Raw genomic sequence first — 24,645 nt, 5'->3', positions numbered from 1 at the left:
CTCGGCCGAAAGCACGCCGTCGGCCGCCGTGGCCGGTACCACGACGGCCGGACCGCCCCGCGGCGGTTGAACGGGCTTTCGATCAGGTCACTTGCCGACCCACGCCTTCCAGGTGCCGGGATGCTTCTCGATCCAGCGCCCGGCGGCCTCGTCGGGCGAGAGCCGTTCGGAGGCGATCATCTCGGACACCTCGTTCTGGTCCTTCTCCGACCACCGGAACTTCCTCAGGAAGGCCGCGGCGTCCCCGCCGCGCTTCGAGAAGTCCGCGTTGAGGTACTTCTTGAGCGGGGTGGTCGGGTACGCGCAGTCGATGTCCGCCGGATCCTTGGCGGCGCACGCGTCGGAGTACTCGGGGAGCTTCACCTCGACCATCGGGACCTCGTTGAACAGCCACTGCGGCTGGTACCAGTAGCTGAGGAAGGGCTTCTTCTCCTTGGCGAACTGCTGGATCTGGGTGATCTGGGCGGCCTCGGAACCGGCGAAGACGACCTTGTAGTCCAGGCCGAGGTTCTTGACCAGCGCCTTGTCGTTGGTGACGTAGGACGGTGATCCGTCCATCAGCTGGCCCTTGTCACCGCTCTCGGCGGTGCGCAGTTCGTCCGCGTACCTGTCGAGGTTCTTCCAGTCCGTGACGTCGGGGTGCTCGTCCGCCCAGTACTTGGGCACGTACCAGCCGATGTGGCCGGTGACACCGAGATCGCCGCCGGAGACGATGGTCTTCTTGTCCTGGACGTAGAGCTTCTCCTGGTCAGGGTGGCCCCAGTCCTCCAGGATGGCGTCGACGCGCCCCTGGCTGAGGGCGTCCCAGGCGGGGACCTCGTCGGTCTGGACGAGGTCGACACGGTAGCCGAGCTCGTCCTGGAGCAGCTTCTGGGCGACCGCCACGTTGGCCTGCGCGCCGACCCAGGACTGGACGGACAGGGTGACCGTCCTGATGCCGGCGGGCGCTGCGAACGGTGAGGCCTGCTGGGTCATGTCGGCCGCGCCGCAACCGGTCACAGTCAGGAGCGCTCCGGCCGACACGGCGATCGCCGCGGTACGGAGCCGGGTGTGGGTACGGGTGCGTGTCATGTCAGCTCTCCTTTCGCCGGCGCGAGGTGGGCTGGGTGACCCGGTCCAGCATCAGCCCCAGGCAGACGATCGCGGCACCCGCGACGAGGCCGGTGGCCAGGTCGCCCTGAGCGAGGCCGAACACGACCTCGTAGCCGAGTGCGCCGGAGCCGACCAGACCGCCGATGATGACGACCGCGAGGACCAGGACGACGCCCTGGTTGACGGCCAGCAGCAGCGCCGGCCTGGCCAGCGGGAGCTGCACCTGGCGCAGTTGCTGGCCTCCGGTCGCTCCGAGCGAGCGCGCGCACTCCAGGGCGGCGGGGTCGACGCCCCTCAGCCCCTGTGTGGTGATGCGGACGACGGCGGGCAGTGCGTAGACGACGGCGGCCGCCGCGGCCGGGGCGCGGCCGACGCCGAAGAGTGCGACGACCGGGATGAGGTAGACGAACTGCGGCATCGTCTGGAACACGTCGAGGACGGGGCGCAGCAGTCGTTCGAGGCGGCGGCTGCGGGCGGCACCGACGGCGATGCCGAAGCCCAGGACGAGGGTGACGGCGACCGCGGCGATGACCTGGCTGAGCGTGTCCATCGAGAGGTCCCAGACACCGAGCACTCCGATCGCGGCCATGGCGAGGACGGCGGTGAGCGCGGTGCGCCAGGTGCCGATGGGCCAGGCCAGGGCGGCGACGATCAGCAGTACCGCCCACCAGGGGAGGCCCTGGAGTCCGTCGCGGAGCGGGTTGAGGACCCATTCGGTGAAGTGGGCGGCCCAGTCGGCCGTTCCGCCGATGACCGGGATTCCGGTGTAGAGGTGGTCGACCATCCAGTCCTTGGCGGTGTTGACCGGACCCGCGATGGCGACGACCCCGTCGTCGGGCCAGACCCGGCCGCCGGCGAGGCGGCCGAGGGCGGCGACGAGGGCCGCCGCCAGGACGGTGAGGACCCGGCCGCGCACTCCGCGCAGGGCGACCGGGCCGGTGGGTTCGGTGCCGATCCGGCGGCCGGCCGCCTCGGTCGTACGGTCGAGGACGACGGCCAGCAGCACGATGGGGATGCCCGCCGCGAGCGCGGCTCCGACGTCCACGGAGGAGAGTGCCTGGTAGACGCGGTCACCCAGTCCGCCCGCTCCGATGACGGAGGCGATGACGGCCATGGAGAGCGCCATCATGATCGTCTGGTTGAGGCCGAGCAGCAGTTCCTTGCGGGCCAGCGGCAACCGGGCGCTCAGGAGGCGCTGGCGGCCGGTCGCACCGAGCGAGGTGACGGCCTCCATCACGCCGGGATCCGCCCCGCGCAGTCCGAGCGCGGTGAGCCGGGCCATCGGCGGAGCCGCGTAGACCACCGTGGCGAGGACGGCGCCGGGCACGCCGATGCCGAAGACCAGCACGACGGGCAGCAGGTAGGCGAAGGCGGGGAGCACCTGCATGGTGTCCAGGACGGGGCGCAGAACCCTGAACGTGCGGTCCGAGAGGCCGCCGGCGAGCCCGAGGACCAGGCCCAGCACCACGGACGCGAGGACCGCGACGGTCATCAGGGCGAGGGTCTGCATGGTCGGCACCCACATGCCCAGCAGGCCGCAGGCGAGGAAGGACAGGCCCGCGGTCAGGGCGAGGCGCCATCCGGCGGTGCGCCAGGCGACGAGCGTGGCCAGAGCGCTGACGCCGGCCCAGCCGAGTGCCAGCAGCGCCAGGTAGACGCCGCGTACGGACAGGACGACGGCGTTGCTGATGTGGCCGAAGAAGTAGAGGAAGAGGGGGTGGCTGTCCCGGTTGCCGATGATCCAGTCGTTGACCTCGCCGAGCGGTCCGCCGAGGTCGACGGTGAGTGCTCCGGGCCAGGCCCCTCCACCCCATCGGGCGTGGGCGACGGGTACGGCGACGGCGGCGGCCACCAGCAGGAGCAGGATCTTCCCGAGGGCGGGCCTTCTCCGCAGGGCGGTGATCGGGCCGTTGCCCGGCGGGCCTGGGACGGTGCGGGTGGTCGCCTGGGCGGTGGCCATCAGAGGCTCACCCCGCCGGTTCCGACTCCGGTTCCGACTCCGGCTCCGGCTCCGGCGACGACTTCGAGCAGGCAGGCGTGGTCGACGACTCCGAGGAGCTTGCCGTGGTCCATGACCCGTGCGACGGGTTCGCCGGAGCGTGCGACCGCTTCGATGGCCTCGGAGACGGTGGCCTCGGGGCGGACGGCCGGGCCGTCGATGTGCTCGCCCTGAGCCGGCGGGCGCATTGCGGTGGCGACGGTGAGGACCTGCTCGCGCGGCACGTCGCGGACGAACTCGCGTACGTAGTCGTTCGCGGGCGAGCCGACGATCTCCTCGGGGGTGCCCAGCTGGACGATGCCGCCGTCGCGCATGAGCGCGATACGGGTGCCGAGCCGGAGCGCCTCGCCGAGGTCGTGGGTGATGAAGACCATGGTGCGGCCCTCCTCGCTGTGGAGCCGGACCACCTCGTCCTGCATCTCGCGCCGGATCAGCGGGTCGAGGGCGCTGAACGGTTCGTCGAAGAGCAGGACCGACGGGTCGACGGCGAGTGCCCGGGCGAGCCCGACCCGCTGCTGCTGACCGCCGGAGAGCTGGGCGGGACGACGGTCCTCCAGGCCGGCGAGACCGACTTTCTCGACCAGTTCGGCCGCCTTGGACCGCCGTTCGGCCTTGCCGACGCCCTGGATCTCGAGGCCGTAGGCGACGTTGTCGAGGACGGTGCGGTGAGGGAGGAGCCCGAAGTGCTGGAAGACCATCGCGGCGCGGTGGCGCCGCAGTTGACGCAGCCGGGCGTTGTCCATGGCCAGGATGTCCTCGCCGTCCATGGCAAGGCTGCCGCTGGTTGGCTCGATGAGACGGGTCAGGCAGCGTACGAGGGTGGACTTGCCCGAGCCGGACAGGCCCATGACAACGAACACCTCACCCTTCGCGACGTCGAACGACACGTCGCGCACGGCAGCGGTGCAGCCGGTGCGCTCACGCAGTTCCGCGGGCGGCAGGGCGGCGAGGTCGGTGCCGGGAACGCGTTCGGCCTTGGGGCCGAACACCTTCCAGAGATCACGGACGCTGAACACCGGGTTGGCGGTGTCGTTCATCGGGCACCGCCTTCCTCCGTACGGGCGGCCCGGATGAGGTCGGCGCACTTCTCCCCCACCATCAGGACGCCGATCATCGGGTTCACGGCGGGCATGGACGGGAAGACGGACGCGTCCGCGACGCGGATGCCCTCCAGGCCCTGGATCCGCAGCTGGGGGTCGACGACGGCCGCCGGGTCGCCCTCGGCTCCTATCCGGCAGGTGCCCGCCGGGTGGTAGACGGTGTGCGCGACCTTGCGGGCGTACTCGCTGATGTCCTCGTCGGAGGTGACGTCGGGCCCCGGGCACACCTCGCGCTTGAGCCAGTGGGCCAGCGGCTCGGTGCCCGCTATCTCACGGGCGAGCTTGATGCCGTCGACCAGGGTGCGGCCGTCGTAGTCGTCCTCGTCGGTGAAGTACCGGAAGTCCAGGGCCGGTTTGACCTCGGGGTCGGCGCTGGTGAGGTAGAGCCTGCCCCGGCTGCGCGGCTTGGGGATGTTCGGGGTCATCGACACGCCGTGCTCGGGCTTCTCGTAGCCGAGGCGCTCGGGGTTGTCGGTGAAGGGGATCTGGTAGAAGTGGAACATCAGGTCGGGGCCCCGTGATTCGGGGTCCCGGCGGACGAAGAGCCCCGCGTCCGAGTCCATCGCCGAGTTCTCGGGGATGGGCCCGTCCGTCTCCCAGACGATGACCGACTCGGGATGGTCCAGCAGGTTCTCCCCGACGCCCGGTGCGTCATGGACGACGGGGATGCCGAGCGCGGTGAGGTCCCCGGCAGGCCCGACACCCGAGTGCATCAGCAGCCGGGGGGTGTCCACCGCCCCTGCGCAGACGATGACTTCACGCGCGGCGCGCAGGAACTGCTCCTCGCCGCCCTCGGTGCGGACGTGCACCCCGGTGGCCCGGTTGCCGTCGAACTCCAGGCGGTACGCCCATGTCTCCAGCAGGATCGAGAGGTTGGGGCGGTCACCGGCCTCGATGTGGGGGTGGAGGTAGGCGACGGAGGCGGAGGAGCGCTTGTTGTCCTCGGGGTGGTAGGCGAGGTCGAAGAAGCCGGCCCCCTCGTGGAAGGGCTTCCTGTTGAAGCTGTCCACCCGCGGAACGCCGGCGGCGTCCTGTGCGGCGTCGACGAAATCCCGGGCGATGGCGTTACGGTCCTTCTCGTCCACCGGCACGATGTTGTTGCGCAGCCGGTCGAAGTAGGGGTCCATCGCCGCGGCGTGCCAGCCCTCGGCCCCGGCCTCGGCCCATTCGTCCCAGTCGCCGGGGAGCGGCTTGAAGCTGATCAGCGTGTTGTGGGAGGAGCAGCCGCCGAGGACCCGGGCGCGGCTGTGCCGGATGTGGGAGTTGCCGCGGGGCTGTTCGGTGGTCGGGTAGTCGTAGTCGAGTTCGCCGCCGAGCAGGCCGAGCCAGCGCCGGAGGGTGAGGACGTCGTCGCGGTCGATGTCGGTGGGGCCGCCCTCGACGAGGGTCACGGTGACGGTGGGGTCCTCGGTGAGCCGGGAGGCGATGACCGAACCGGCCGTGCCTCCTCCGACGATCACGTAGTCGACAGGTGCGGTGCTGGGGGACGGGGGCATCGGTCACTGCTCCTTCTGAAAGGTTCTGACGTGTGCGTGGTGCCGCGAACGGCCGCGGAGGGGACGACAGGCCCCGGCGGGCGGCCTCCGCCCGGATCCGGTGGGGTCAGCCCGCGAACCAGCGCTGGGGGCGCGGGTTGAGGTTCTGGTAGATGTGCTTGGACTCGCGGTACTCGGCGAGCCCGGCGGGTCCCAGTTCGCGGCCGGTGCCGGACTTGCCGAAACCGCCCCACTCGGCCTGCGGGAGGTAGGGGTGGTAGTCGTTGATCCACACGGTGCCGTGCCTGAGCCGTCCGGCGACCCGCCGTGCACGGCCGGCGTCACTGGTCCAGACGGCGCCGGCGAGGCCGTAGTCGGTGTCGTTGGCCAGGGTGACGGCCTCTTCCTCGGTACGGAAGGTCTCGACGGTGAGGATCGGGCCGAAGGTCTCCTCGCGGACCACCCGCATCTCCCGGTGGCAGCCGTCCAGGACGGTGGGCCGGTAGAAGTAGCCGCTCGCGGGCCGGGTTTCGGTTGCCTCCGGCCTGGCGCCTCCGGAGCGGACGACCGCGCCCTCCTCGCGGGCGGACGCCACGTACGCCTCGACCTTGGCGAGCTGCTGCGCGGAGACCAGCGGGCCGCATTCGACACCCTCGACGGTGCCCCGGCCCAGCCTGATCGCGTCGGCTCGACGGGCGAGTTCGGCGACGAAGCGTTCGCGCAGGGATTCCTCGACGATGAGGCGGGCCCCGGCGGAGCAGACCTGGCCGCTGTGGAAGAAGGCGGCGTTCAGCGCCTGGTCGACGGCCGTGTCGAAGCCTTCGTCGGTGGCGCAGGAGTCCGCGAACACGACGTTCGGGTTCTTCCCGCCGAGTTCCAGGGCCACCTTCTTGACGGTGGGCGCGGCCGCCTGGGCGACCTTCGTCCCGCTGGCGAGGCCGCCGGTGAAGGAGACCAGGTCGACGTCAGGGTGCTCGGAGAGCCGGGCGCCGACGGGATCGCCCGCGCCGGTTACCAGGTTCGCGGCGCCGTCGGGGAGTCCGGCCTCGGCGAGGAGCCGGATCAGGTGGACGGTGGAGAGGGGGGTGACCTCGCTGGGCTTGAGCACGAAGGTGTTGCCCGCGGCCAGGGCCGGGGCGATCTTCCAGCTGGCCTGGAGCAGCGGGTAGTTCCACGGGGCGATCAGAGCGCAGACACCGACGGGCTCGTGCACGACGACGCTGTGCACATCCGGGTCGCCCGCGTCGACGACCCGGCCGCCGCTTTCGTTCATGACGAGGTCGGCGAAGTAGCGGAAGGCGCTGGTGACGTCGTCGACGTCGACGCGGCCCTCCTCCAGGGTCTTGCCGGTGTCACGGCTCTCGGTGATGGCGATCTCCTCGCGGTCCCGCTGGAGGAGGTCGGCGACGCGGCGCAGCAGCCCGGCACGTTCGGCGACGGGCCGGTGCGGCCAGGGGCCGTCGTCGAAGGCACGGCGGGCCGCGGCCACCGCCGCGTCGGTGTCCGCGACATCGCCCTCGGAGACGAGCGCGAGGACGGTCGCGTCGGCGGGATCGAGGATCTCGCGGGTCGCGCCGGACTTCGCAGGCTGCCAGAGGCCGTCGATGTGGAGGGTCTTCAGGGCCGTCGCCGGGTGGTCCGGCGCATGGTGAACCGACATGCAGGGGTCTGCCTTCCGTGCCTGACTTGCTCCGCACCGGTCCGGCCGAGCATCGTTCCGCGCCGGTGGACCGGGATGGGGCACACCAGCAGGCGGGACACCTCTCCGGTGCGACGGAATGTATGCCGTCGGACTCACTCTGAGTGACATGACTCACGAGTGTGGGCACGGGAACCGGCAACTCCGATCTGCGTGTGGATCATCTCTTCGCAGATGATCCGCGCGGATGGATGGGCCTGCAGGCGTCCGTGCCGGCGCCCACGGGGTGGCACCACCGATGGCGACCGTCCGTGAGCCCGGAGTGAAGGCCTCGAGCGCCGCTCCAGTGCCCACCGGGCCGGTGGCGAATCACGCACCCCTCGACCGGCCGGCGGGAGGCCGTGCAGGGGCGCCGAGCGTTTCCGGCGCCCACGGTCATGGCCTGCCCGGGGTCGACCGGCGTGATGTCCAGCGGGACGGCGAACACGATCGGTCCCGGCCGCCCAACTGTCTGGGCGACGGTGGTGCGGCAGATGGCGCGGCACGACGAGCATGGCGAAGCCGGGCCCGTGGACCATGCGCACGCAGAAGGTGAGCGAGGTCCGCGAGCCCGGCGATACCCGATCAAGGATCCTGGCGAAAGCCGTCAGGGAATGAAAACGCCGAGGCGCCCCGGGGGAGAGCGGGCTGAATCCGTCTCCCCGGGGCCGCCCCGGCGTGCCGGGTTCCCGGTCAGCGCACGGCGACCGTGCCCGTCCCCTCCCCCGACCGTCCCGACTCCTCGACCGTCACCCGGAAGGGCAGCCCCGTGCCCTCGGCGCCGACCTCGACCCCGCCCGCGTCCCTCACGGAACGGAACACCGCCGCCGGAGTGCCCGTCAGGTCCGGTACGGTCACGGTTCGTTCGCCGTGGACCGACCCGAAGACCCGCAGGGTGAGCCCGTCGAGCCAGTCACCGTCGGGGCGCTGGTCGTCGGCGCCCCACGGGAGTACGGCGCCGTCCCTGACCAGCAAGGGCAGGCTGTCGAAGCCGTGCGTCTCATGGCGCCATGCGGGACCGGTGACGCGCTCGCCGGTGAGCAGCGAGGTCCAGGTCCCCTCGGGGACGTAGTACTCGACCTCGCCGTCCTCGGTGAAGACCGGAGCCACGAGCAGATCCGGGCCGAGCATGTACTGCCGGTCCAGGGTGCGGGAGGCCGGGTCCTCGGGGAACTCCGCCAGCATCGGGCGCATCATCGGGATGCCCGTACGGTGCGCCTCGGCGGCCACCCCGTAGAGATAGGGCATCAGCCGGTGCTTGAGCAGGGTGAACTTCCGTGCGACGTCGACCGCTTCCTCGCCGAACTCCCACGGCACCCGGTAGGAGACGTTGCCGTGCAGGCGGCTGTGCGAGGAGAGCAGCCCGAAGGCGAGCCAGCGCTTGAAGACCGCCGGGTCCGGGGTGCCTTCGAAGCCGCCGATGTCGTGGCTCCAGAAGCCGAAGCCGGACAGGGACAGGGAGAGTCCGCCGCGCAGGGACTCGGCCATCGCGGTGAACGAGGCGAAGCAGTCACCGCCCCAGTGCACCGGGAACTGCTGGCCACCGGCCGTCGCGGACCGGGCGAAGAGCACCGCCTCGCCCACCCCCCGCTCCTTCTCCAGGAGTTCGAAGACGGTGCGGTTGTAGATCTGCGCGTAGTAGTTGTGCATGCGCTCGGGGTCGGAGCCGTCGTGCCAGACCACGTCGGTGGGGATGCGCTCGCCGAAGTCGGTCTTGAAGCAGTCGACCCCCTGGTCGAGGAGTGCGCGCAGCTTGTCGTTGTACCAGGCTCGGGCGGCGGGGTTGGTGAAGTCGACCAACGCCATGCCCGGTTGCCACAGGTCCCACTGCCAGATGTCCCCGTTCTCCCGGCGCACCAGGTGGCCGAGCTCGGCCCCCTCGGCGAAGAGGGCCGACTTCTGGGCGATGTACGGATTGATCCACATGCTGATCCGAAGCCCGCGCTCCTTGAGCCGGGCGAGCATGCCTTCCGGGTCGGGGAAGACCTCGGGGTCCCAGAGGAAGTCGGACCACTGGTACTCGCGCATCCAGAAGCAGTCGAAGTGGAAGACGCTCAGCGGGATGCCGCGCTCGGCCATGCCGTCGACGAAGGAGGTGACGGTCGCCTCGTCGTACGACGTGCAGAACGAGGTGGTGAGCCAGAGTCCGAACGACCACGCGGGCGGCAGGGCGGGGCGTCCGGTGAGGGCGGTGTAACGGGACAGGACGTCCTTGGGGGTCGGGCCGGCCACGACGTAGTACTCCAGCGACTGGTCCTCGACGCTGAACTGCACCTGGCCCACGGACTCGGAGCCGACCTCGAAGGACACCTTGCCGGGATGGTTGACGAAGACCCCGTAGCCGCGCGAGGAGAGGTAGAACGGGATGTTCTTGTACGCCAGCTCGCTGCTGGTACCGCCATCCGCCTGCCAGATGTCGACCGTCTGGCCGTTCTTCACGAACGGCGTGAAGCGCTCGCCGAGACCGTAGACGTTCTCACCGACCTCCAGGGCGAGTTGGGCGATCATGTGGTGGACACCGTCCGGGGTGACGGCGAAGGCCGTCCCCTTCGGATCGACGCCGGTGAGCCGCCGCCCGTCGCCGTCGAGGAAGGTGATGCCCCAGGGGCCGTCACCGTCCATGCGCAAGGTCAGCGGCCCGCTGGTGAGTTCCGTGACGGCGCCGTCCCGGCGGGTACGTGCGGTGGGTTTTGCGGGGTCGCCCGAGATGATCGCGAAGTCGGGCCCCCGCCTGGCCCGGCCCGCGTGGTGGGTGGCACGTACCCCGATGACGCCCTCGGCCGGGGAGAAGCATTCGACCGTGATCAGCGGGGTGTTGAGGGTGTCGCCGCGAGCCTCGACCCGCTTGACCGCGGCGTAGGCGGTGAACCGGTCGGCGTCGACGCGCAGGTCGCGGATCTGGGTCGCGTAGGAGGCGCGCACGCCTTCGCGCATGAGCCAGAAGCCGTCGGTGAACTTCATTCGGACACACCTCCGGTGACCACGTCGACGCGGGCGAGACGGGCGGCTCCCTCAAGACCGATGTGCAGGTCGTGCACACCGCCGAGGTCCAGCGGGGCTTCGCGGACGCGGTAGTCGTAGGGACCGTCCGTACGCGGGACGCGGAGTGCCAGGCTCTGCCCGTCGACCGTCACCGTGATCCTTCCCTCTCCCGAGACCAGGAACTTCAGCCCCTCCACCTGTTCTCCGAAGTCACATGCCCTGTAGACGAGTTGTCCTTCGGCTTCCGGTGATGCGGGAGTGACGGTGTCACCCGACGCCTTCGTGCGGTCCAGGATCTCCGTGCCCTGCTGCCGGTCGTAGTCCGCGGCTTCCAGGCCGCGCACGGCCACCGGGCGCGGCCCCTGGGGCTCGCCGCCGACGAGCGTGGTGGTGGTGAGCCGGATGTCGGCGCTCGATGCCCCCGCGAGGAGTTCGTACGTGCCGGGTTCGACGGTCCAGCGGCCGTGCGCCACGCTCCAGTGGCCCAGTTCCTCGGTGGCCACGAGGAGTTCGAGCTGCTGTGACGCACCGGGCAGGAGGTGCAGCCGTCGGTGCCCGACGAGCTTGCGTGACGGCAGCTCCGGTCCGTCGCCGTCCACCGTCGCAGGCCCGCGCCCGGCTCCCTGTTCGGGCACAGCCGCGCGTACGTAGAGCTGCGCCACCTCGTCCGCGGCGCACGTTCCGTCGTTGGTGACGGTCAGCTTCACCCGGAGAAGCTCCCCGTCGGCCTCGGCGGACAGTCCGGAGTAGGTGAAGCGGGAGTAGCCGAGGCCGTGCCCGAACGGGAAGAGCGGGGTGCCGTCGAAGTAGAGGTAGGTCTGCCGGGAGCCGATGATGTCGTAGTCGAGCAGACCGGGCAGGTCGTCGTCGCTCGCGTACCAGGTCTGCGGGAGGCGCCCGGCCGGTGAGACGTCACCGGCGAGGACCCTGGCGAGCGCCGTGCCGGCGGCCTGGCCGCCATGGGCGGTCCAGAGCAGGGCCGGCAGGGTGTCCGCCGCTTCGGTGACCGCGTAGGGGTAGGCGGAGGTCAGGACCAGGACCGTGCGCGGGTTGGCGGCGTGCGCCGCGCGCCACAGCCGGTCCTGCTGGGTGGGAAGGGCGAGGGTCGTGCGATCCTCGGTCTCCCGACCGTTGATGTGTGGGTCGTTGCCGGCGACGACGATCACGGTGTCCGCCCCGGCGGCGGCCCGGGCGACCGCCTCGGCGCCGTCCTCCACGGTCTCCGTCAGGAAGACCGTGGCGTCCTCCCGCGAAATCTTTTCGCCTGATTCGGCAACCTTCGCGCCACCGGCGGCGACAGACACGTACCCACCGGTCCCGATGTGCAGAAGGCGGTGCCCGCCGTCATGTCCCTCCACCGCTTCCAGGCGGAACGTCTCCTGGACGACCCAGCCGCCCGGCTCGTCCGCGGAGGCCCTGACGTGACCGTCCTCGGCGACCGAGAGGTACAGACCGTCCTCGGTGCGCAGTGTGAGGACGCCGTCGCCCCAGTCGACGAGGGCCAGTTCGGTGGCCTCCTCACCACAGGTCAGCGGGGGCAGGTCGGTGCGGCCTGCGAGGAGGGCCGGGTCGAGGGCTCCCTCGGCGCCGCGGGCCTCCGCCGCGGTGGCCTCGTCGGCCGGGGGTACGTACAGCCAGCCGGCGGTGCTCTTCAGCCTGATCCGGTCCACGCCCTCGACGTGGACGACGTTCCCGGCGCCGTACCGTTCGCGGATCCCGTCGAGCGGTGTCGAGCGGTGCATGAGGGTTCCGCTGTACCAGTCGAGCTTGCAGGCGTCGGCGAGGAGCCCGACGACCGCGACCGTCCGGCCCGCGGCCGGGGCGAGGGGCAGGATTCCGTCGTTCTTCAGCAGGACGAGGGCCTGTTCCGCCGCCTCCAGGGCGAGGGCCCGGTGCTCCGGTGTGTCCAGGGCGCCGGTCTCCGCGTACGGGTCGAGGTCCGGGTCGAACTCACCGAGTGCGAAACGCATGGCGAGCAGCCGGCGGACGGCGGTGTCGACGTCGCCCTCGTCGATGAACCCCTTGCCGAGCGCGTCGCGGATCCGGCTGGTCATGACCGTGGAGTCCGTGCCGTGGTCGGTGAAACTGTCGACGCCGGCCTTCAGCGAGGCCGCGGTGGCCTCCTCGTGGGTGTCGAAGTAGTGCTCGGAATCGACCAGGTTGGAGGGCGCTCCGGCATCCGAACAGACCACCAGGGACTGGTCGGTCCAGCTCCGCAGGTGTTCCCGCAGCAGCGGGGACACATGGTTGGGGCGCCCGTTGACCAGGTTGTACGCGGGCATCACCCCGGCCACCGCCCCGGCCTTCACCGCGTCGCGGAACGCCCTCAGGTCGTACTCGTGCAGGACGCGCGGCCGGACCGAGGAGGACGCCGTGTCGCGGTCCGTCTCGTTGTTGTGCGCGAGCCAGTGCTTGAGCACGGGTGCGGTGCGCCAGTAGCGGGGGTCGTCCCCGCGCAGACCCCGTGTGTAGGCCACCGCGATGGCGGAGGTCAGGGCCGGGTCCTCGGAGTATCCCTCCTCGCCCCTCCCCCAGAGGGGATGGCGCAGCAGATTCACCGTGGGCGCCCAGACGTTGAGGCCGACCCGGTCGTCCTGGGCGCGCTTGGCACGCACCTCGTTGCCGACGGCCTCGCCGATCCGGCGGACCAGGTCGTCGTTCCAGGTGGCGCCGAGTCCCACGGCCTGGGGGAAGACGGTGGCGGGGCCCATCCAGGCGACACCGTGCAGGGCCTCCTGTCCGGTACGGAACGGGCCGAGGCCCAGCCGCTCCACCGCGGGGGCGAACTGGTGGAGCATCGCGATCCGCTCGTCGAGCGTGAGCCGTCCGAGAAGGTCGTCGGTGCGCCGGGAGAAGGACAGCTGCGGGTCGCGGAAGGGAAACGGATGGTCCGTCACGTGCGGGTCCCCTTGGAGAGGTGGGAGGTTTTCCGGGCCTGTGGCGCCGAAGGAGCCTTCGACGCGAGACAGAGGATCTTCGAAGCGCTTCGATGCTCGACGGCCAACCCCGGGGGTGTCAAGGGTGCTACCGCCTCAATGAGGTGGTTCCGGGCCGACCAAGGCCTCATCGGGCCTGGAAACGGTTCGGAAACAGGTCGGAGGAATCTGGAAATGAACTCTTGTGTGGCCGGGACCCGTCACTTAACCTCGCTGCAACATCGAAGCGCTTCGACGAGGCAGCCCGTTGACCGCTTCAGCTCAGCCGGTGCAATCCCACCGGCTCGGCCGGTAACGCCCCCTACCTCAGACACAGGGCCGAGCGGCAGTCGCCGCCGCGGGCCGTCCTGTTGCACCACGAAGGGTTGACGCAATGACGCCGAACTCCCCCTCCGTTCCCAGCCGGAGACGATTCCTGGCCTCCTCCGCGGTCGTCGCGGCAGCCGTGGGAGGCGGGTTCCCCCTCCTGACCGCCTGCGGCGGCGGTGCGGGCGGATCGAAGAACGAGGGCACGACCACGGGCAAGGCGCTGAAGGACATCCTTCCGACCTTCGTGCCGTCCAAGGCGGTCACCGCGGACATCCCCAGCAAGAACGGTTCGGCGGCCGGTTTCACCACCGCGCTCCCCGCCGACCAGCTCGCCGTCTCCGTCCCGAAGAAGCTGGGCAAGGGCAGCGAGATCCGGATCATGGCACCGCTGTGGGGCACCTCCCCCGCTGAGGGAAACCCGTACTGGACCGCGATGGACGAGGCGGCCGGCGTCAAGGTCAAGTGGCAGAACCAGGACGGCAACGTCTACGGCCAGAAGCTGGGAGCGGTCCTCGCCTCCAGCGACATCCCCGACGCCGTCGTCGTCCCCGGCTGGGAGCTGGGCGGCAAGATACCGAGCGCCATCGCCAACAAGTTCGCCGACCTCGGCCCTTACCTCTCCGGCGACAAGGTCAAGGACTACCCGAACCTGGCGGCCATCCCCACCGGCGCCTGGCAGCGCGCGATCTTCGCCGGCAAGCTGCGCGGCCTTCCCATGCCGGCCGAGGACACGCCGAACATCACCCCCTTCTACCGCGCGGACATCTTCGAGGAGAAGGGCTGGGAGGTCCCGACCACCACGCAGGAGTTCTACGACCTCTGCAAGGAGATCAACGCCCCCAAGAGCAAGGTGTGGGCGTGCAGCGACATGACCTGGTCGGCCTGGGTGTTCTTCGGAGTGCTGCCCGAGAAGCCGTACTACTGGAAGCTCGTCGACGGCAAGCTGGTCAACCGCTACGAGACGCCCGAGTACCTGGAGGCGCTGGAGTGGTCGCGCTCCCTGTACTCGGCCGGCTTCGTCCACCCGGACGCCAAGGCCGAGACGGGTGACATGCGGACCACGTTCTCCTCGGGCAACGTCATGATGTACAACGCGGACATCTCCGACTGGTACGCGGCGACCGCGGTCCAGCGGCTGGACAAGCCCGAGTTCCGCATGGGGGCGATGGACTTCTTCGCCGCCGACGGCGGAGCCCCCACCATCTACCAGGCGGCGCCCTCCAACATCTGGTGCTTCGTCAACAAGAAGGCGGACAAGAAGACCGTCCAGGACATCCTCGCCCTGGCCAACTACACCGCCGCACCGTACGGCTCCAAGGAGCAGCGTCTGAAGGCCTACGGCCTGGAGGGGCAGCACCACACCCTCAAGGACGGCGTCCTCGTCAAGACGGAGCTGGGCAACAACCAGGTCTTCGCCACCTACGAGTACGTGGCGTCCCCGGCCCCCTTCCGCGCCTACCCGGACTTCCCGGACGTCGCCAAGGGCGTCGTCGAGTGGCAGCAGCGTCAGGGAGCGCACCTCAAGAAGCCGCTCTTCTACGGGATGCAGATCCAGGAGCCGACGCGCTACACCGAGCTCAACGCGCAGTTCGAGGACCTGGAGAAGGACATCGTGCGCGGCCGCAAGAAGGTGAGCGACATGCAGCAGGCGGTCTCGGACTGGAAGACCAAGGGCGGCGACAAGCTCCGCGACTGGTACAAGAAGCTGCTCGACGAGACCGGCGAGTCGGCATCCTGACATGGCACTGAGCACAGACGACCGGCGGCGCGCGAAGGAGTCACGGACGCCGCCGGTCACGACAGGGGCGGCCGGCGGCCCGCCCGTCACCAAGGGCATGCCCCTGCGCCACCGGCTTCGCCGGGACCGCACGCTGCTCCTGATGACCCTGCCCGCGATGCTCCTGCTGCTGGTCTTCGCGTACATCCCGCTGGCCGGCAACGTCGTCGCCTTCCAGGACTACGACCCGTACATCGCGGACAACGCCTTCCAGGCGATCGCGCAGAGCCCGTGGGTCGGTCTCGAGTGGTTCCAGCAGATGGTGAACGACCGGCTGTTCTGGTCCGCCCTGCAGAACACGCTCGTGATCTTCCTCCTCCAGCTCACCCTGTTCTTCCCCGTACCGATCCTGCTCGCGCTGTTCATCAACAGCTTCGTGCGGCCCCGGGTGCGGGCGGTGGCCCAGGCAATCCTCTATCTGCCGCACTTCTTCTCCTGGGTCTTGGTCGTCACCGTGTTCCAGCAGATGTTCGGCGGCGCGGGACTCATCGCGCAGACGCTGCGGGAACATGGTCACGAGGGCTTCGACCTCATGACCGACCCCGGTCTGTTCAAGTTCCTGATCACCTTCGAGATGATCTGGAAGGACGCCGGCTGGGGGGTCATCGTCTTCCTCGCGGCCCTGGCCGCGGTGAGCCCGGACCTCTACGAGGCGAGCGCTATGGACGGCGCGAACCGCTGGCGCAGGATGTGGCACATCACGCTGCCCGCCCTGCGCCCCGTGGTGGCCCTGCTGCTTGTGCTCCAGGTGGGCAACGCGCTGACGGTCGGCTTCGAGCAGATCCTGCTGCAGCGCACGGCGGTCGGTCCGGGGGCGTCCGAGGTGCTGGACACCTACGTCTGGAACGTCGGCATCACCAACGGCGGGTTCAGCTACGCGGCGGCCGTCGGCATCGTCAAGGGAATCTTCGGTCTGCTGCTGGTCCTCGGGGCCAACAAGGTCGCCCATCTCATGGGTGAGCAGGGGGTGTACAAGAAGTGAGCAGCCTGCTCTCCGGCCTCACGAGCATCGGCGGGGTGAAGCCCGGCACGCGCGGCCGCCTGCGCCCGGTCTGGGAGGAGGAGCCGTCGAAGGCCGGTCTCGCCTCCAAGGGCGTGACGCTGGTACTGATCTGCCTGGCGGTCCTCTTCCCCCTCTGGGTCGTGATCGTCACCAGTCTCTCCTCGGTGAAGACCATCACCGAGGCGGGCGGGCTGGTGGTCATCCCCCGCGGCATCACCTTCGTCGCCTACGAGGAACTGCTGGGCGGCGGCCAGGTCACCAGGGCCGCACTGGTCAGTATCTGTGTGACGCTCGTCGGTACGGCCTTCAGCATGGCCGTCTCGATCATGTGCGCCTACGGTCTCTCGCGGACCGGCTCGGTGCTCCACCGCCCCTTGCTGGTCTTCATGCTGGCGACGATGTTCTTCGGAGCCGGGCTGATCCCCACCTACCTGGTGGTGCAGGGACTCGGTCTCACCGACTCCTATCTCGCGCTGATCCTCCCGAGCGCTCTCAACGTGTTCAACATCCTGGTGCTGCGCGCCTTCTTCATGAGCACCGCGCAGGAACTCATCGAGAGCGCCCGCATCGACGGGGCCGGCGACTTCCGCATCCTGTGGCAGATCATCATGCCGCTCTCGCGCGCCGTCATCGCCGTCATCACCCTGTTCTACGCGGTGGGTTACTGGAGCGCCTGGTTCAACGCGTCGATCTACATCAGCGACCCGAAGATGCTGCCGCTGCAGAACGTGATGAACCAGCTGGTCCTCAAGCAGGAACGGCCCACCGGCCTGACGCAGGTCATCAACACGGGCCATCTGTCGCTGCTCGCCGTGCAGATGGCGGTCATGGTGCTGGCACTGATCCCGGTGGCGTTCCTGTCGCCGTTCGTGCAGAAGCACTTCAAGGAAGGCATGCTCACCGGCGCCGTCAAGGGCTGACCCCGCCCCGCCGTCACTGTCGCTCCCCACCGGAGGATCTTCGTCATGCCCGCTTCGTCCGTGCCCAGACCGGGCTCCGTCCCGCTCCCCCGCCGCCGCACCGTCCTGGCCGGCGCGACCGCGGTCGCCGCGGCGGCCACCGTGCTGCCGTCGGCGGGCACGGCCGCGGCCGCCCGGCGGCCCGCGAAGACCCAGCCACACCGCTGGCGCACCGCGGCCATCGGCGGTACGGGATTCGTCACGGGCCTGCTCTTCCATCCGTCCGTACGCGGTCTCGCCTACGCCCGTACCGACATCGGCGGCGCCTACCGGTGGGACGACAGGCGGGCACGGTGGACCCCGCTCAACGACGGCACCGGCTGGGACGACTGGAACCTCCTGGGCGTGGAGGCGATGGCCGTCGACCCCACGCACCCGGACCGGCTCTACCTGGCGCTGGGGACGTACGCGCAGGAGTGGGCGTCCCCGGGAGCGGTGCTCAGGTCCGAGGACCGGGGCGCGACCTGGACGCGTACGGATCTCACCGTGCGCCTGGGGGCCAACGAGGACGGCCGCGGCTGCGGCGAGCGGCTCCTGGTCGATCCGCGTGACAGCGGCACGCTCTGGCTCGGCACGCGACACGACGGGCTGCTGCGGTCCACGGACCGGGGCGCGTCCTGGGCCGCCGACAGTGCCTTCCCTGCCGCGCCCAAGGCCTCCGGCCAGGGCGTAACCCTGCTCGTAGCGGCAGGCCGGACGGTGTACGCGGGCTGGGGCGACGGCGGGACGGCGCTCTTCCGCACGGACGGGGCGGGTGGCTGGGAGGCGGTCCCGGGCCAGCCTGCCCCGGACACCTCGGCGAAGGTGCCGGTCCGCGCCGCGTACGACGGGAAGAGCCGTGCGCTCTACGTGACCTACGCCGACGGGCCGGGCCCGAACAACCAGACCGACGGCTCGGTCCACCGTCTGGACACGGTGACGGGGACCTGGACCGATGTGACGCCCGTGGCACCGGGCGCCGGTGACGCCTTCGGGTACGGCGGTGTCGCCGTGGCCGCGACCCGTCCCGGCACGGTGGTCGTCTCGACGAACAACCGCTGGGGCGCGGTGGACACGCTGTTCCGGTCCACGGACGGCGGAGCGAACTGGACCTCGCTCAAGGACACGGCTGTGCTCGACGTGTCGGAGACCCCGTATCTGAAGTGGGGTGGCGAGCCGAAGTTCGGCTGGTGGATCCAAGCGGTCGCCGTCGATCCGTACGACTCCCGGCACATCGTGTACGGCACGGGCGCGACTGTCTTCGGGACACGTGACCTGGTGCACTGGGCCCCGGAGATCAGGGGCCTGGAGGAGACCTCGGTCCGCCAGCTGATCGCACCCACCTCGGGGGCGCGGCTGCTCAGCGGCCTCGGCGACATCGGTGTGATGCGCCACGACTCGCTCACCGCGTCACCGTCACGCGGGATGGCGACGAACCCCGTGTTCGGCACCGCGACAGGGCTGGCCCTGGCCACCCTGAAGCCGTCGTACGTCGTACGGACGGGCTGGCCCTCGGGATCGCAGTCGGCGGGTGCGTACTCCGAGGACGGCGGGGCGAGCTGGCAGCCCTTCGCCTCGCAGCCCGAGATCGCGCCGTCCGCTCCCGGCCCGGTGGCGGTCTCCGCGGACGGGGCGACCCTGCTGTGGTCCTTCGTCCACTGGGACGGCACCAAGTACCCGGCGCACCGCTCGACGGACGGCGGGGCGACCTGGGCCGAGGTGCCGACGTTCCCCAAGGGCGGCGCCCCCGTCGCCGATCCGCTCGACTCCCGGCGTTTCTACGTCTACGACACGGACACCGGCACCGTCTTCCTGTCCTCGGACAACGGGGCGACCTTCACCGCCGGCGCGGCCGGACTGCCCTCGGGAGACGTGCAGTTCCGCATCGCGGCGGCCCCGGGGCGCTCCGGTGACCTGTGGCTCTCGGCGAAGGACAACGGGCTGCTGCGCTCGACGGACGGCGGTCGCACCTTCGACCCGGTCGCGGGCTGCCAGGCCTCGCACGCCCTCGGATTCGGGAAGGCCGCCCCCGCCAGGGGCGGGAAGGGGTATCCGGCGGTCTTCCAGACCGGCCGCGTCTCCGCGACGTACGACGGGGTCGCGGTGCTGCGCTCCGACGACGCGGGGGCGACCTGGGTCCGGATCAACGACGAGGACCACCAGTGGGGCTGGACCGGCGAGGTCATCACCGGTGACCCGCGCGTCCACGGCCGTGTGTATCTGGGCACCAACGGCCGCGGCATCCAGTACGCAGACCCGAAGTAGAGGAACGAGACGTCCATGCCGTCCCTGCACGACGCCACCCGTGGCCGCATCCTCTTCGGCGGCGACTACAACCCCGAGCAGTGGCCCGAGGAGGTGTGGGCCGACGACGTACGGCTGATGAAGGAGGCCGGGGTCAATTCGGTCACCGTCGGCGTCTTCTCCTGGGCGATGATCGAACCCCGCCCAGGAGTCAGGGAGTTCGGCTGGCTGGACCGACTACTGGACCTTCTGCACTCCCACGGGATAGGCGTCGTCCTCGCCACGCCCACATCGTCACCGCCGCCGTGGATGGGCGCACTGCATCCGGAGACCCTTCCCCGTGCCGACGACGGCACCGTGGTCGGCTACGGCTCCCGGCAGCACTTCTGCCCGAGCTCCCCGGTCTACCGGGGCTATGCCAAGGCCCTCACCGAGGATCTCGCGGCACGGTACGCGGACCACCCGGCGCTCACGGTGTGGCACATCAACAACGAGTACTGCACGCACTGCTGGTGCGACGAGAGCGCCGCCCACTTCCGCCGCTGGCTGGCCGCCCGGTACGGCGGGATCGAGGCGCTCAACTCCGCCTGGGGCACGGCCTTCTGGAGTCAGCGTTACGACAACTGGGCCGAGGTCCTCCCGCCACGGCGAGCGCAGTACCTCCGCAATCCGGCGCAGGAACTGGACTTCAAGCGGTTCACCTCGGACGCGCTGATGGAGTGCTACACCGCCGAACGGGACATCGTGGCCCGGCACACCCCGCACATCCCGGTGACGACCAACTTCATGCCCCTGTGGGCCGGCCAGGACGCCTGGGCCTGGGCCGGGCAGGAGGACATCGTCTCGGTGGACGTGTACCCGGACCCGTCCGACCCGCGGGCCGGGCAGTACAACGCGATGATCGCGGACATGACGCGCTCCCAGGCCGGCGGCCCGTGGATGCTGATGGAGCAGGCCGCCGGCGCGGTGAACTGGCGGCCCGTCAACCACCCCAAGCCCGCTGGGCTGAACCGTCTCCTGTCGCTGCAGTCGGTGGCCAGGGGGGCGGACGCCCTCTGCTACTTCCAGTGGCGGCAGTCCCGCCAGGGAGCGGAGAAGTTCCACTCGGGGATGCTGAGCCACGCCGGCGAGAACGGTCGCACCTTCCGGGAGGTGAAGCGGATCGGGGCCGAACTCTCCCTGATCGGCGCGCGGGTGACCGGATCCGGGGTCCCCGCCGAGGCGGTCGTGCTCCACGACTGGGACGCCTGGTGGTCGAGCACTCAGGACGGCCGCCCGTCCTCCCTCGTCTCGTACACGGATCTCCTCCAGGCCTGGCACGGCGGGCTGTGGGACGGCGGGATCAGCGCGGACTTCGCCCGCCCCGACGCGGACCTGAGCGCGTACCGCATGGTGCTCGTGCCGCAGCTGCAGCTCCTGAAGGACGCGGCGGTCGACAACCTCGTCTCCTACGTGCGGGGCGGCGGCACCCTGGTGTGCGGCTTCTTCACCGGAGTCGTCGACGAGGACGACCGGGTCAGAGCGGGCGGGATGGACAGCCGGCTGCGCGAACTGTTCGGGATCCGCACCGTGCACGAGTGGTGGCCGCTGGACGCGGGGGCGACGGTGGAGTGCGACGGCTTCAGCGGCACCCTGTGGTCCGAGGAGATCGAGGCCGACGAGCAGGCCGAGACCGTCGCCGCGTACACCGGCGGCGAGCTCGACGGGCTGCCCGCGGTTCTTCGCAAGGGCACCGCCTATTACGTGTCGACGCTCCCCGCCCCGGAGGCACTGCGTGCCCTGCTCGGCCGGGTGGCGGCCGGGGCGGGAGTGCGGCCCGTACTGGAGGACCTGCCCTCCGGTGTGGAGGCGGTGCGGCGCGGAGGACTGCTCTTCCTGCTGAACCACGGGGGCTCGAGGACCACTGTGACACTGCGGGGCAGCCATCTCGACCTGCTCACCGGCGATGTGGCCGACGGTGCCGTGGAGCTGGGCCGCCACGGCGTGGCCGTGCTCGAAGAGGTTCCCGCATGATCCACGGGACCTGGGAGCCCTCCCCCGCGGCCCGCTGGGAGGACGCGTTCCTCAGCGGGAACGGCCGGCACGGGGCGATGGTGTTCGGCGATCCGGCGGACGACCGGGTCGTCGTCACCCATCACACCCTGGTGCGGCCCAACGGCAGCGAGGATCTGCGGCCCCCGGAACTCGCCGACCGGCTCGGCCGGCTCCAGGACGCGCTGCTCTCCGGGGACACCACGGCGGCCGAGGACTTCGGCGCCGGGCGGGACCTCGCGTGGGTGCAGCCCTTCCACCCGGCGTTCCAGACCCGCGTACGCCGCTCCCGCGGACTGCACGAGGCCGTCGCGGGCTACCGTCGTGAGCTCGACTTCACCACGGGCGAGGTGTCCGCTTCGTACGAGGCCTGGCGCAGCGGTGTCTTCGTCTCGCGGGCCGACGACGTCGTCGTGCAGCAGGTCACCGATCTCGGTATGACCGCCGAGGTGGTGCTGGACCACTCGCTGCCGGGCGCCCCGGCGCGGTTGGCGGTGGGCCGCTCGACCGTGCTCACCGCGGAAGGGGCGTACCTGGCCCTGCGCGTGGGGTATCCGGACAGCGGGCTCGGCTACACCGGTGTGAGCTGGGTACGGGTGGACGGCGGGCAGGTGTCCGTGGCGGGTGAGGGCATCCGGATCGAGGGAGCCCGCGGTGTCACCCTGACGACGCGGGTCGTCCGGAGCGCCGGCCGACCGGACCTTCCCGAGCTGTGGGCGGCCCTGCCCCACGAGGACTACGCCGCCCTCCTGGAGCGCCACCAGCCGTCGCACCGGACGGCGTACGGGCGTGCCACCCTCACGCTCGGGGACGCGGCTCCCGAGCGCGAGCTGCCGGGCAGCGAGCTGCTGCGCAGGCCGAAGTCCCCCGCTCTGCTGGAGCGGCTCTTCGCCGCGGGCCGTTACCACCTCCTCTCGTCGTCGGGGATGCTGCCGCCCCGGCTGACCGGCCTCTGGACGGGCGACTGGGACACCGCGTGGTCCGGGGCCTTCACCACGAACGCCAACCTCAACCTCCAGGTCGCCTCCGCGGCGGCGGCCGCGCTGCCGGAGGTCACCGAGGCCCACGCCGCCCTGGTGCAAGGCCAGTTGGAGGACTGGCGGGACAACGCACGCGCGATCTTCGGGGCCCGGGGGATCGTCGCACCGTCCCACACGGACGGCGCGTCCGGGCACACCCGGCACTTCCAGCGCGCCTATCCGCTGCACCTGTGGACGGCGGGCGCGGACTGGCTGCTGCAACCGCTCCTGGAGCACGCCGAGGTGTCGGAGGGCGCGCCGGATCCGGCGTTGACCGCAGCCCTCGTCGAAGCGGCCCTGTTCTACGAGGACTTCCTCACCCGGGAGGACCCCGACGGGAACGTGGCCGTGGTCCCCTCGTACTCCCCCGAGAACCGTCCGGCCAACGCGAGCTGGGGCACGGTCAACGCCACCATGGACATCGCCGCGGCGCGTCACGCCCTGACCGTGGCCGCCGCCCACGCGCCCGGACACCCGTCCGCCGGGCACTGGCGCTCGCTCGCCGCACGGCTCCCGCCTTATCTGGTGAACGAGGACGGGGCACTCGCCGAATGGGCGTGGCCGGGTCTGCGGGAGAACTACGACCACCGCCACCTGAGTCACCTGTACCCGGTGTGGCCGCTGGACGAGATCAACCCGTACGACACACCGGATCTGGCAGGTGCCGCGCACCGTGCCCTGGAACTGCGCGGATCGGAGAACGACTCCGCCCACGGGCACCTGCACCACGCGCTGATCGCGGCCCGGCTGCGGGACCCCGAACGGGTCTCGGCGGCCCTGGACGCGGTGCTGGGCGGCGACTACTTCCACGACTCGCTGATGAGCGCGCACTACCCCTCCCGGAACGTCTACAACGCCGACGCCGCCCACGCGCTGCCGGCCGCGGTGATCGAGTCGCTCGTCCAGTCGACGCCCGGCCGGCTGGTCCTGCTGCCAGCGGTGCCCGAGGGCTGCCCGGCCGGTGAACTCCGCGGCGTACGGACCCGGTTCGGGGCGCACCTGGATCTGCGGTGGACGCGGGACGGCGCCACCGCCGTGCTGCGCCCCACCCGCGACGCCCGGGTCGAGCTGCGTACGGGCAGCGGGCTCACCCTCACAGAGACCTCCGCCGGAAATCCCCCTGCTCCGTTGGAGCTGACGGCCGGCGTGGACCGCGTCCTCACCCTGGGGCCGCGGTAGCAGTCCTCCATCCCCACATGGAAGGAACATCCCCCATGGCACGAACCACCCTGACCAGGCTGCTGCTGGCCCCGACGGCGGCCGTCGCGGCTCTGATCGGCTTCGCGGCGGCGCCTGCCAACGCGGCGATCTGGACCTCGTCGGAGCAGTGGGGCAACTACACCACCTCCGACGGCTACATCCTCTACAACAACATCTGGGGCTCCGGGGCGGGCAGCCAGAGCATCTGGGCCAACTCGTCGAGCAACTGGGGTGTGACCGCGAACCACCCGAACACCGGTGGCATCAAGTCGTACCCGAACGCCAAGAAGATCGTGAACAAGCCGATCACGTCCCTCTCGTCGCTCACCAGCGACTACAACGTGACGGTGCCCTCGTCCGGCGCGTACAACACCTCGTACGACATCTGGGACACGGACTACGACTACGAGGTCATGCTCTGGGTGAACTACAACGGTGCGGTCGGCCCGCTCGGCACCTCCCAGGGGACGGTCAGCCTCGGCGGCCACACCTGGGAGGTCTACAAGGGTGACAACGGCGCCAACGAGGTCTTCTCGTTCCTGCGCACCTCGGACTCCTCCTCGGGCACGGTGGACATCCTGCCCATCCTGAAGTGGATCAAGGACACCAAGGGCTGGTGGGGCAACGAGACCATCGGTGACGTCCAGTTCGGCTACGAGATCACCTCGTCGTCCGGCGGGCTGGACTTCACCACCAACGGGTTCAAGGTCTCGTCGAGCTGATCTTGCCGGGGGTGGGGGGGGGGGGGGGGGGCCCCCCCCCCCCCCCCCCCCCCCCCCCCCCGCCCCCCCCCCCCCCCCCCCCGGCCCCCCCCCGGGGGGGCCCCCCCCCCCCCCCCGCCCCCCCCCCCCCCCCCCCCCCG

Annotated in this window: 14 protein-coding genes; 7 read left to right on the top strand and 7 right to left on the bottom strand. The window is 70.7% G+C overall.

Features of this window, described 5'->3' with window-relative positions:
* Positions 1-87 precede the first annotated feature (87 nt).
* From ACGFNN_RS18430 to ACGFNN_RS18400, 7 genes are all read right to left on the bottom strand, one after another.
* Complete coding sequence (locus tag ACGFNN_RS18430; RefSeq protein ID WP_393557050.1) at positions 88-1,071, bottom strand: ABC transporter substrate-binding protein; 984 nt, start codon at positions 1,069-1,071, stop codon at positions 88-90.
* Position 1,072: 1 nt separating this feature from the next.
* Positions 1,073-3,052 carry an ABC transporter permease gene (locus ACGFNN_RS18425; RefSeq protein WP_393557048.1) on the bottom strand — a complete coding sequence of 660 codons (1,980 nt, stop codon included), beginning with the start codon at positions 3,050-3,052 and terminating at the stop codon, positions 1,073-1,075.
* Positions 3,052-4,128 carry a glycine betaine/L-proline ABC transporter ATP-binding protein gene (locus ACGFNN_RS18420; protein ID WP_393557046.1) on the bottom strand — a complete coding sequence of 359 codons (1,077 nt, stop codon included), beginning with the start codon at positions 4,126-4,128 and terminating at the stop codon, positions 3,052-3,054. The genes ACGFNN_RS18425 and ACGFNN_RS18420 overlap by 1 nt, the downstream gene beginning before the upstream one ends.
* Positions 4,125-5,687, bottom strand: coding sequence for a GMC family oxidoreductase (locus tag ACGFNN_RS18415; RefSeq protein WP_393557044.1), 1,563 nt, complete (start codon positions 5,685-5,687; stop codon positions 4,125-4,127). Before ACGFNN_RS18415 ends, ACGFNN_RS18420 begins: the two co-directional genes overlap by 4 nt.
* 106 nt (positions 5,688-5,793) lie before the next feature.
* Positions 5,794-7,326 (bottom strand): aldehyde dehydrogenase family protein, encoded by a 1,533-nt coding sequence (locus ACGFNN_RS18410; RefSeq protein WP_393557042.1) that lies wholly within the window; start codon positions 7,324-7,326, stop codon positions 5,794-5,796.
* A 711-nt stretch (positions 7,327-8,037) separates the two neighbouring features.
* A complete protein-coding gene (yicI, locus tag ACGFNN_RS18405) occupies positions 8,038-10,305 on the bottom strand; it encodes an alpha-xylosidase (RefSeq protein ID WP_393557040.1) in 2,268 nt (755 codons plus the stop codon).
* Positions 10,302-13,223: a glycoside hydrolase family 3 C-terminal domain-containing protein gene (locus ACGFNN_RS18400; RefSeq protein ID WP_393557038.1), complete on the bottom strand. Its 2,922-nt coding sequence runs from the start codon at positions 13,221-13,223 to the stop codon at positions 10,302-10,304. Before ACGFNN_RS18400 ends, yicI begins: the two co-directional genes overlap by 4 nt.
* 412 nt (positions 13,224-13,635) lie before the next feature.
* Here ACGFNN_RS18400 and ACGFNN_RS18395 point away from each other — a divergent pair, with 412 nt between their 5' ends.
* From ACGFNN_RS18395 to ACGFNN_RS18365, 7 genes are read left to right on the top strand one after another with little or no spacing between them, the layout of a single operon-like run.
* Positions 13,636-15,309, top strand: a complete 1,674-nt coding sequence (locus tag ACGFNN_RS18395) for an extracellular solute-binding protein (protein WP_393557036.1) — start codon at positions 13,636-13,638, stop codon at positions 15,307-15,309.
* A 1-nt stretch (position 15,310) separates the two neighbouring features.
* Positions 15,311-16,330, top strand: coding sequence for an ABC transporter permease (locus ACGFNN_RS18390; protein WP_393557034.1), 1,020 nt, complete (start codon positions 15,311-15,313; stop codon positions 16,328-16,330).
* A gap of 5 nt (positions 16,331-16,335) precedes the next feature.
* Positions 16,336-17,271, top strand: a complete 936-nt coding sequence (locus tag ACGFNN_RS18385) for a carbohydrate ABC transporter permease (protein WP_393557100.1) — start codon at positions 16,336-16,338, stop codon at positions 17,269-17,271.
* Positions 17,272-17,316: 45 nt separating this feature from the next.
* Positions 17,317-19,554: a WD40/YVTN/BNR-like repeat-containing protein gene (locus ACGFNN_RS18380; RefSeq protein ID WP_393557032.1), complete on the top strand. Its 2,238-nt coding sequence runs from the start codon at positions 17,317-17,319 to the stop codon at positions 19,552-19,554.
* A gap of 15 nt (positions 19,555-19,569) precedes the next feature.
* Positions 19,570-21,546: a beta-galactosidase gene (locus ACGFNN_RS18375; protein WP_393557030.1), complete on the top strand. Its 1,977-nt coding sequence runs from the start codon at positions 19,570-19,572 to the stop codon at positions 21,544-21,546.
* Positions 21,543-23,762: a glycoside hydrolase N-terminal domain-containing protein gene (locus ACGFNN_RS18370; protein ID WP_393557028.1), complete on the top strand. Its 2,220-nt coding sequence runs from the start codon at positions 21,543-21,545 to the stop codon at positions 23,760-23,762. Before ACGFNN_RS18375 ends, ACGFNN_RS18370 begins: the two co-directional genes overlap by 4 nt.
* A 35-nt stretch (positions 23,763-23,797) precedes the next feature.
* Positions 23,798-24,505 (top strand): hypothetical protein, encoded by a 708-nt coding sequence (locus ACGFNN_RS18365; RefSeq protein WP_393557026.1) that lies wholly within the window; start codon positions 23,798-23,800, stop codon positions 24,503-24,505.
* The last annotated feature ends 140 nt before the right edge of the window (positions 24,506-24,645 follow it).

Origin of the sequence: Streptomyces sp. NPDC048590, from assembly GCF_043199535.1 — a bacterium.
Lineage (GTDB): Bacteria > Actinomycetota > Actinomycetes > Streptomycetales > Streptomycetaceae > Streptomyces.
This window is presented reverse-complemented; position numbering and strand designations above follow the sequence as displayed.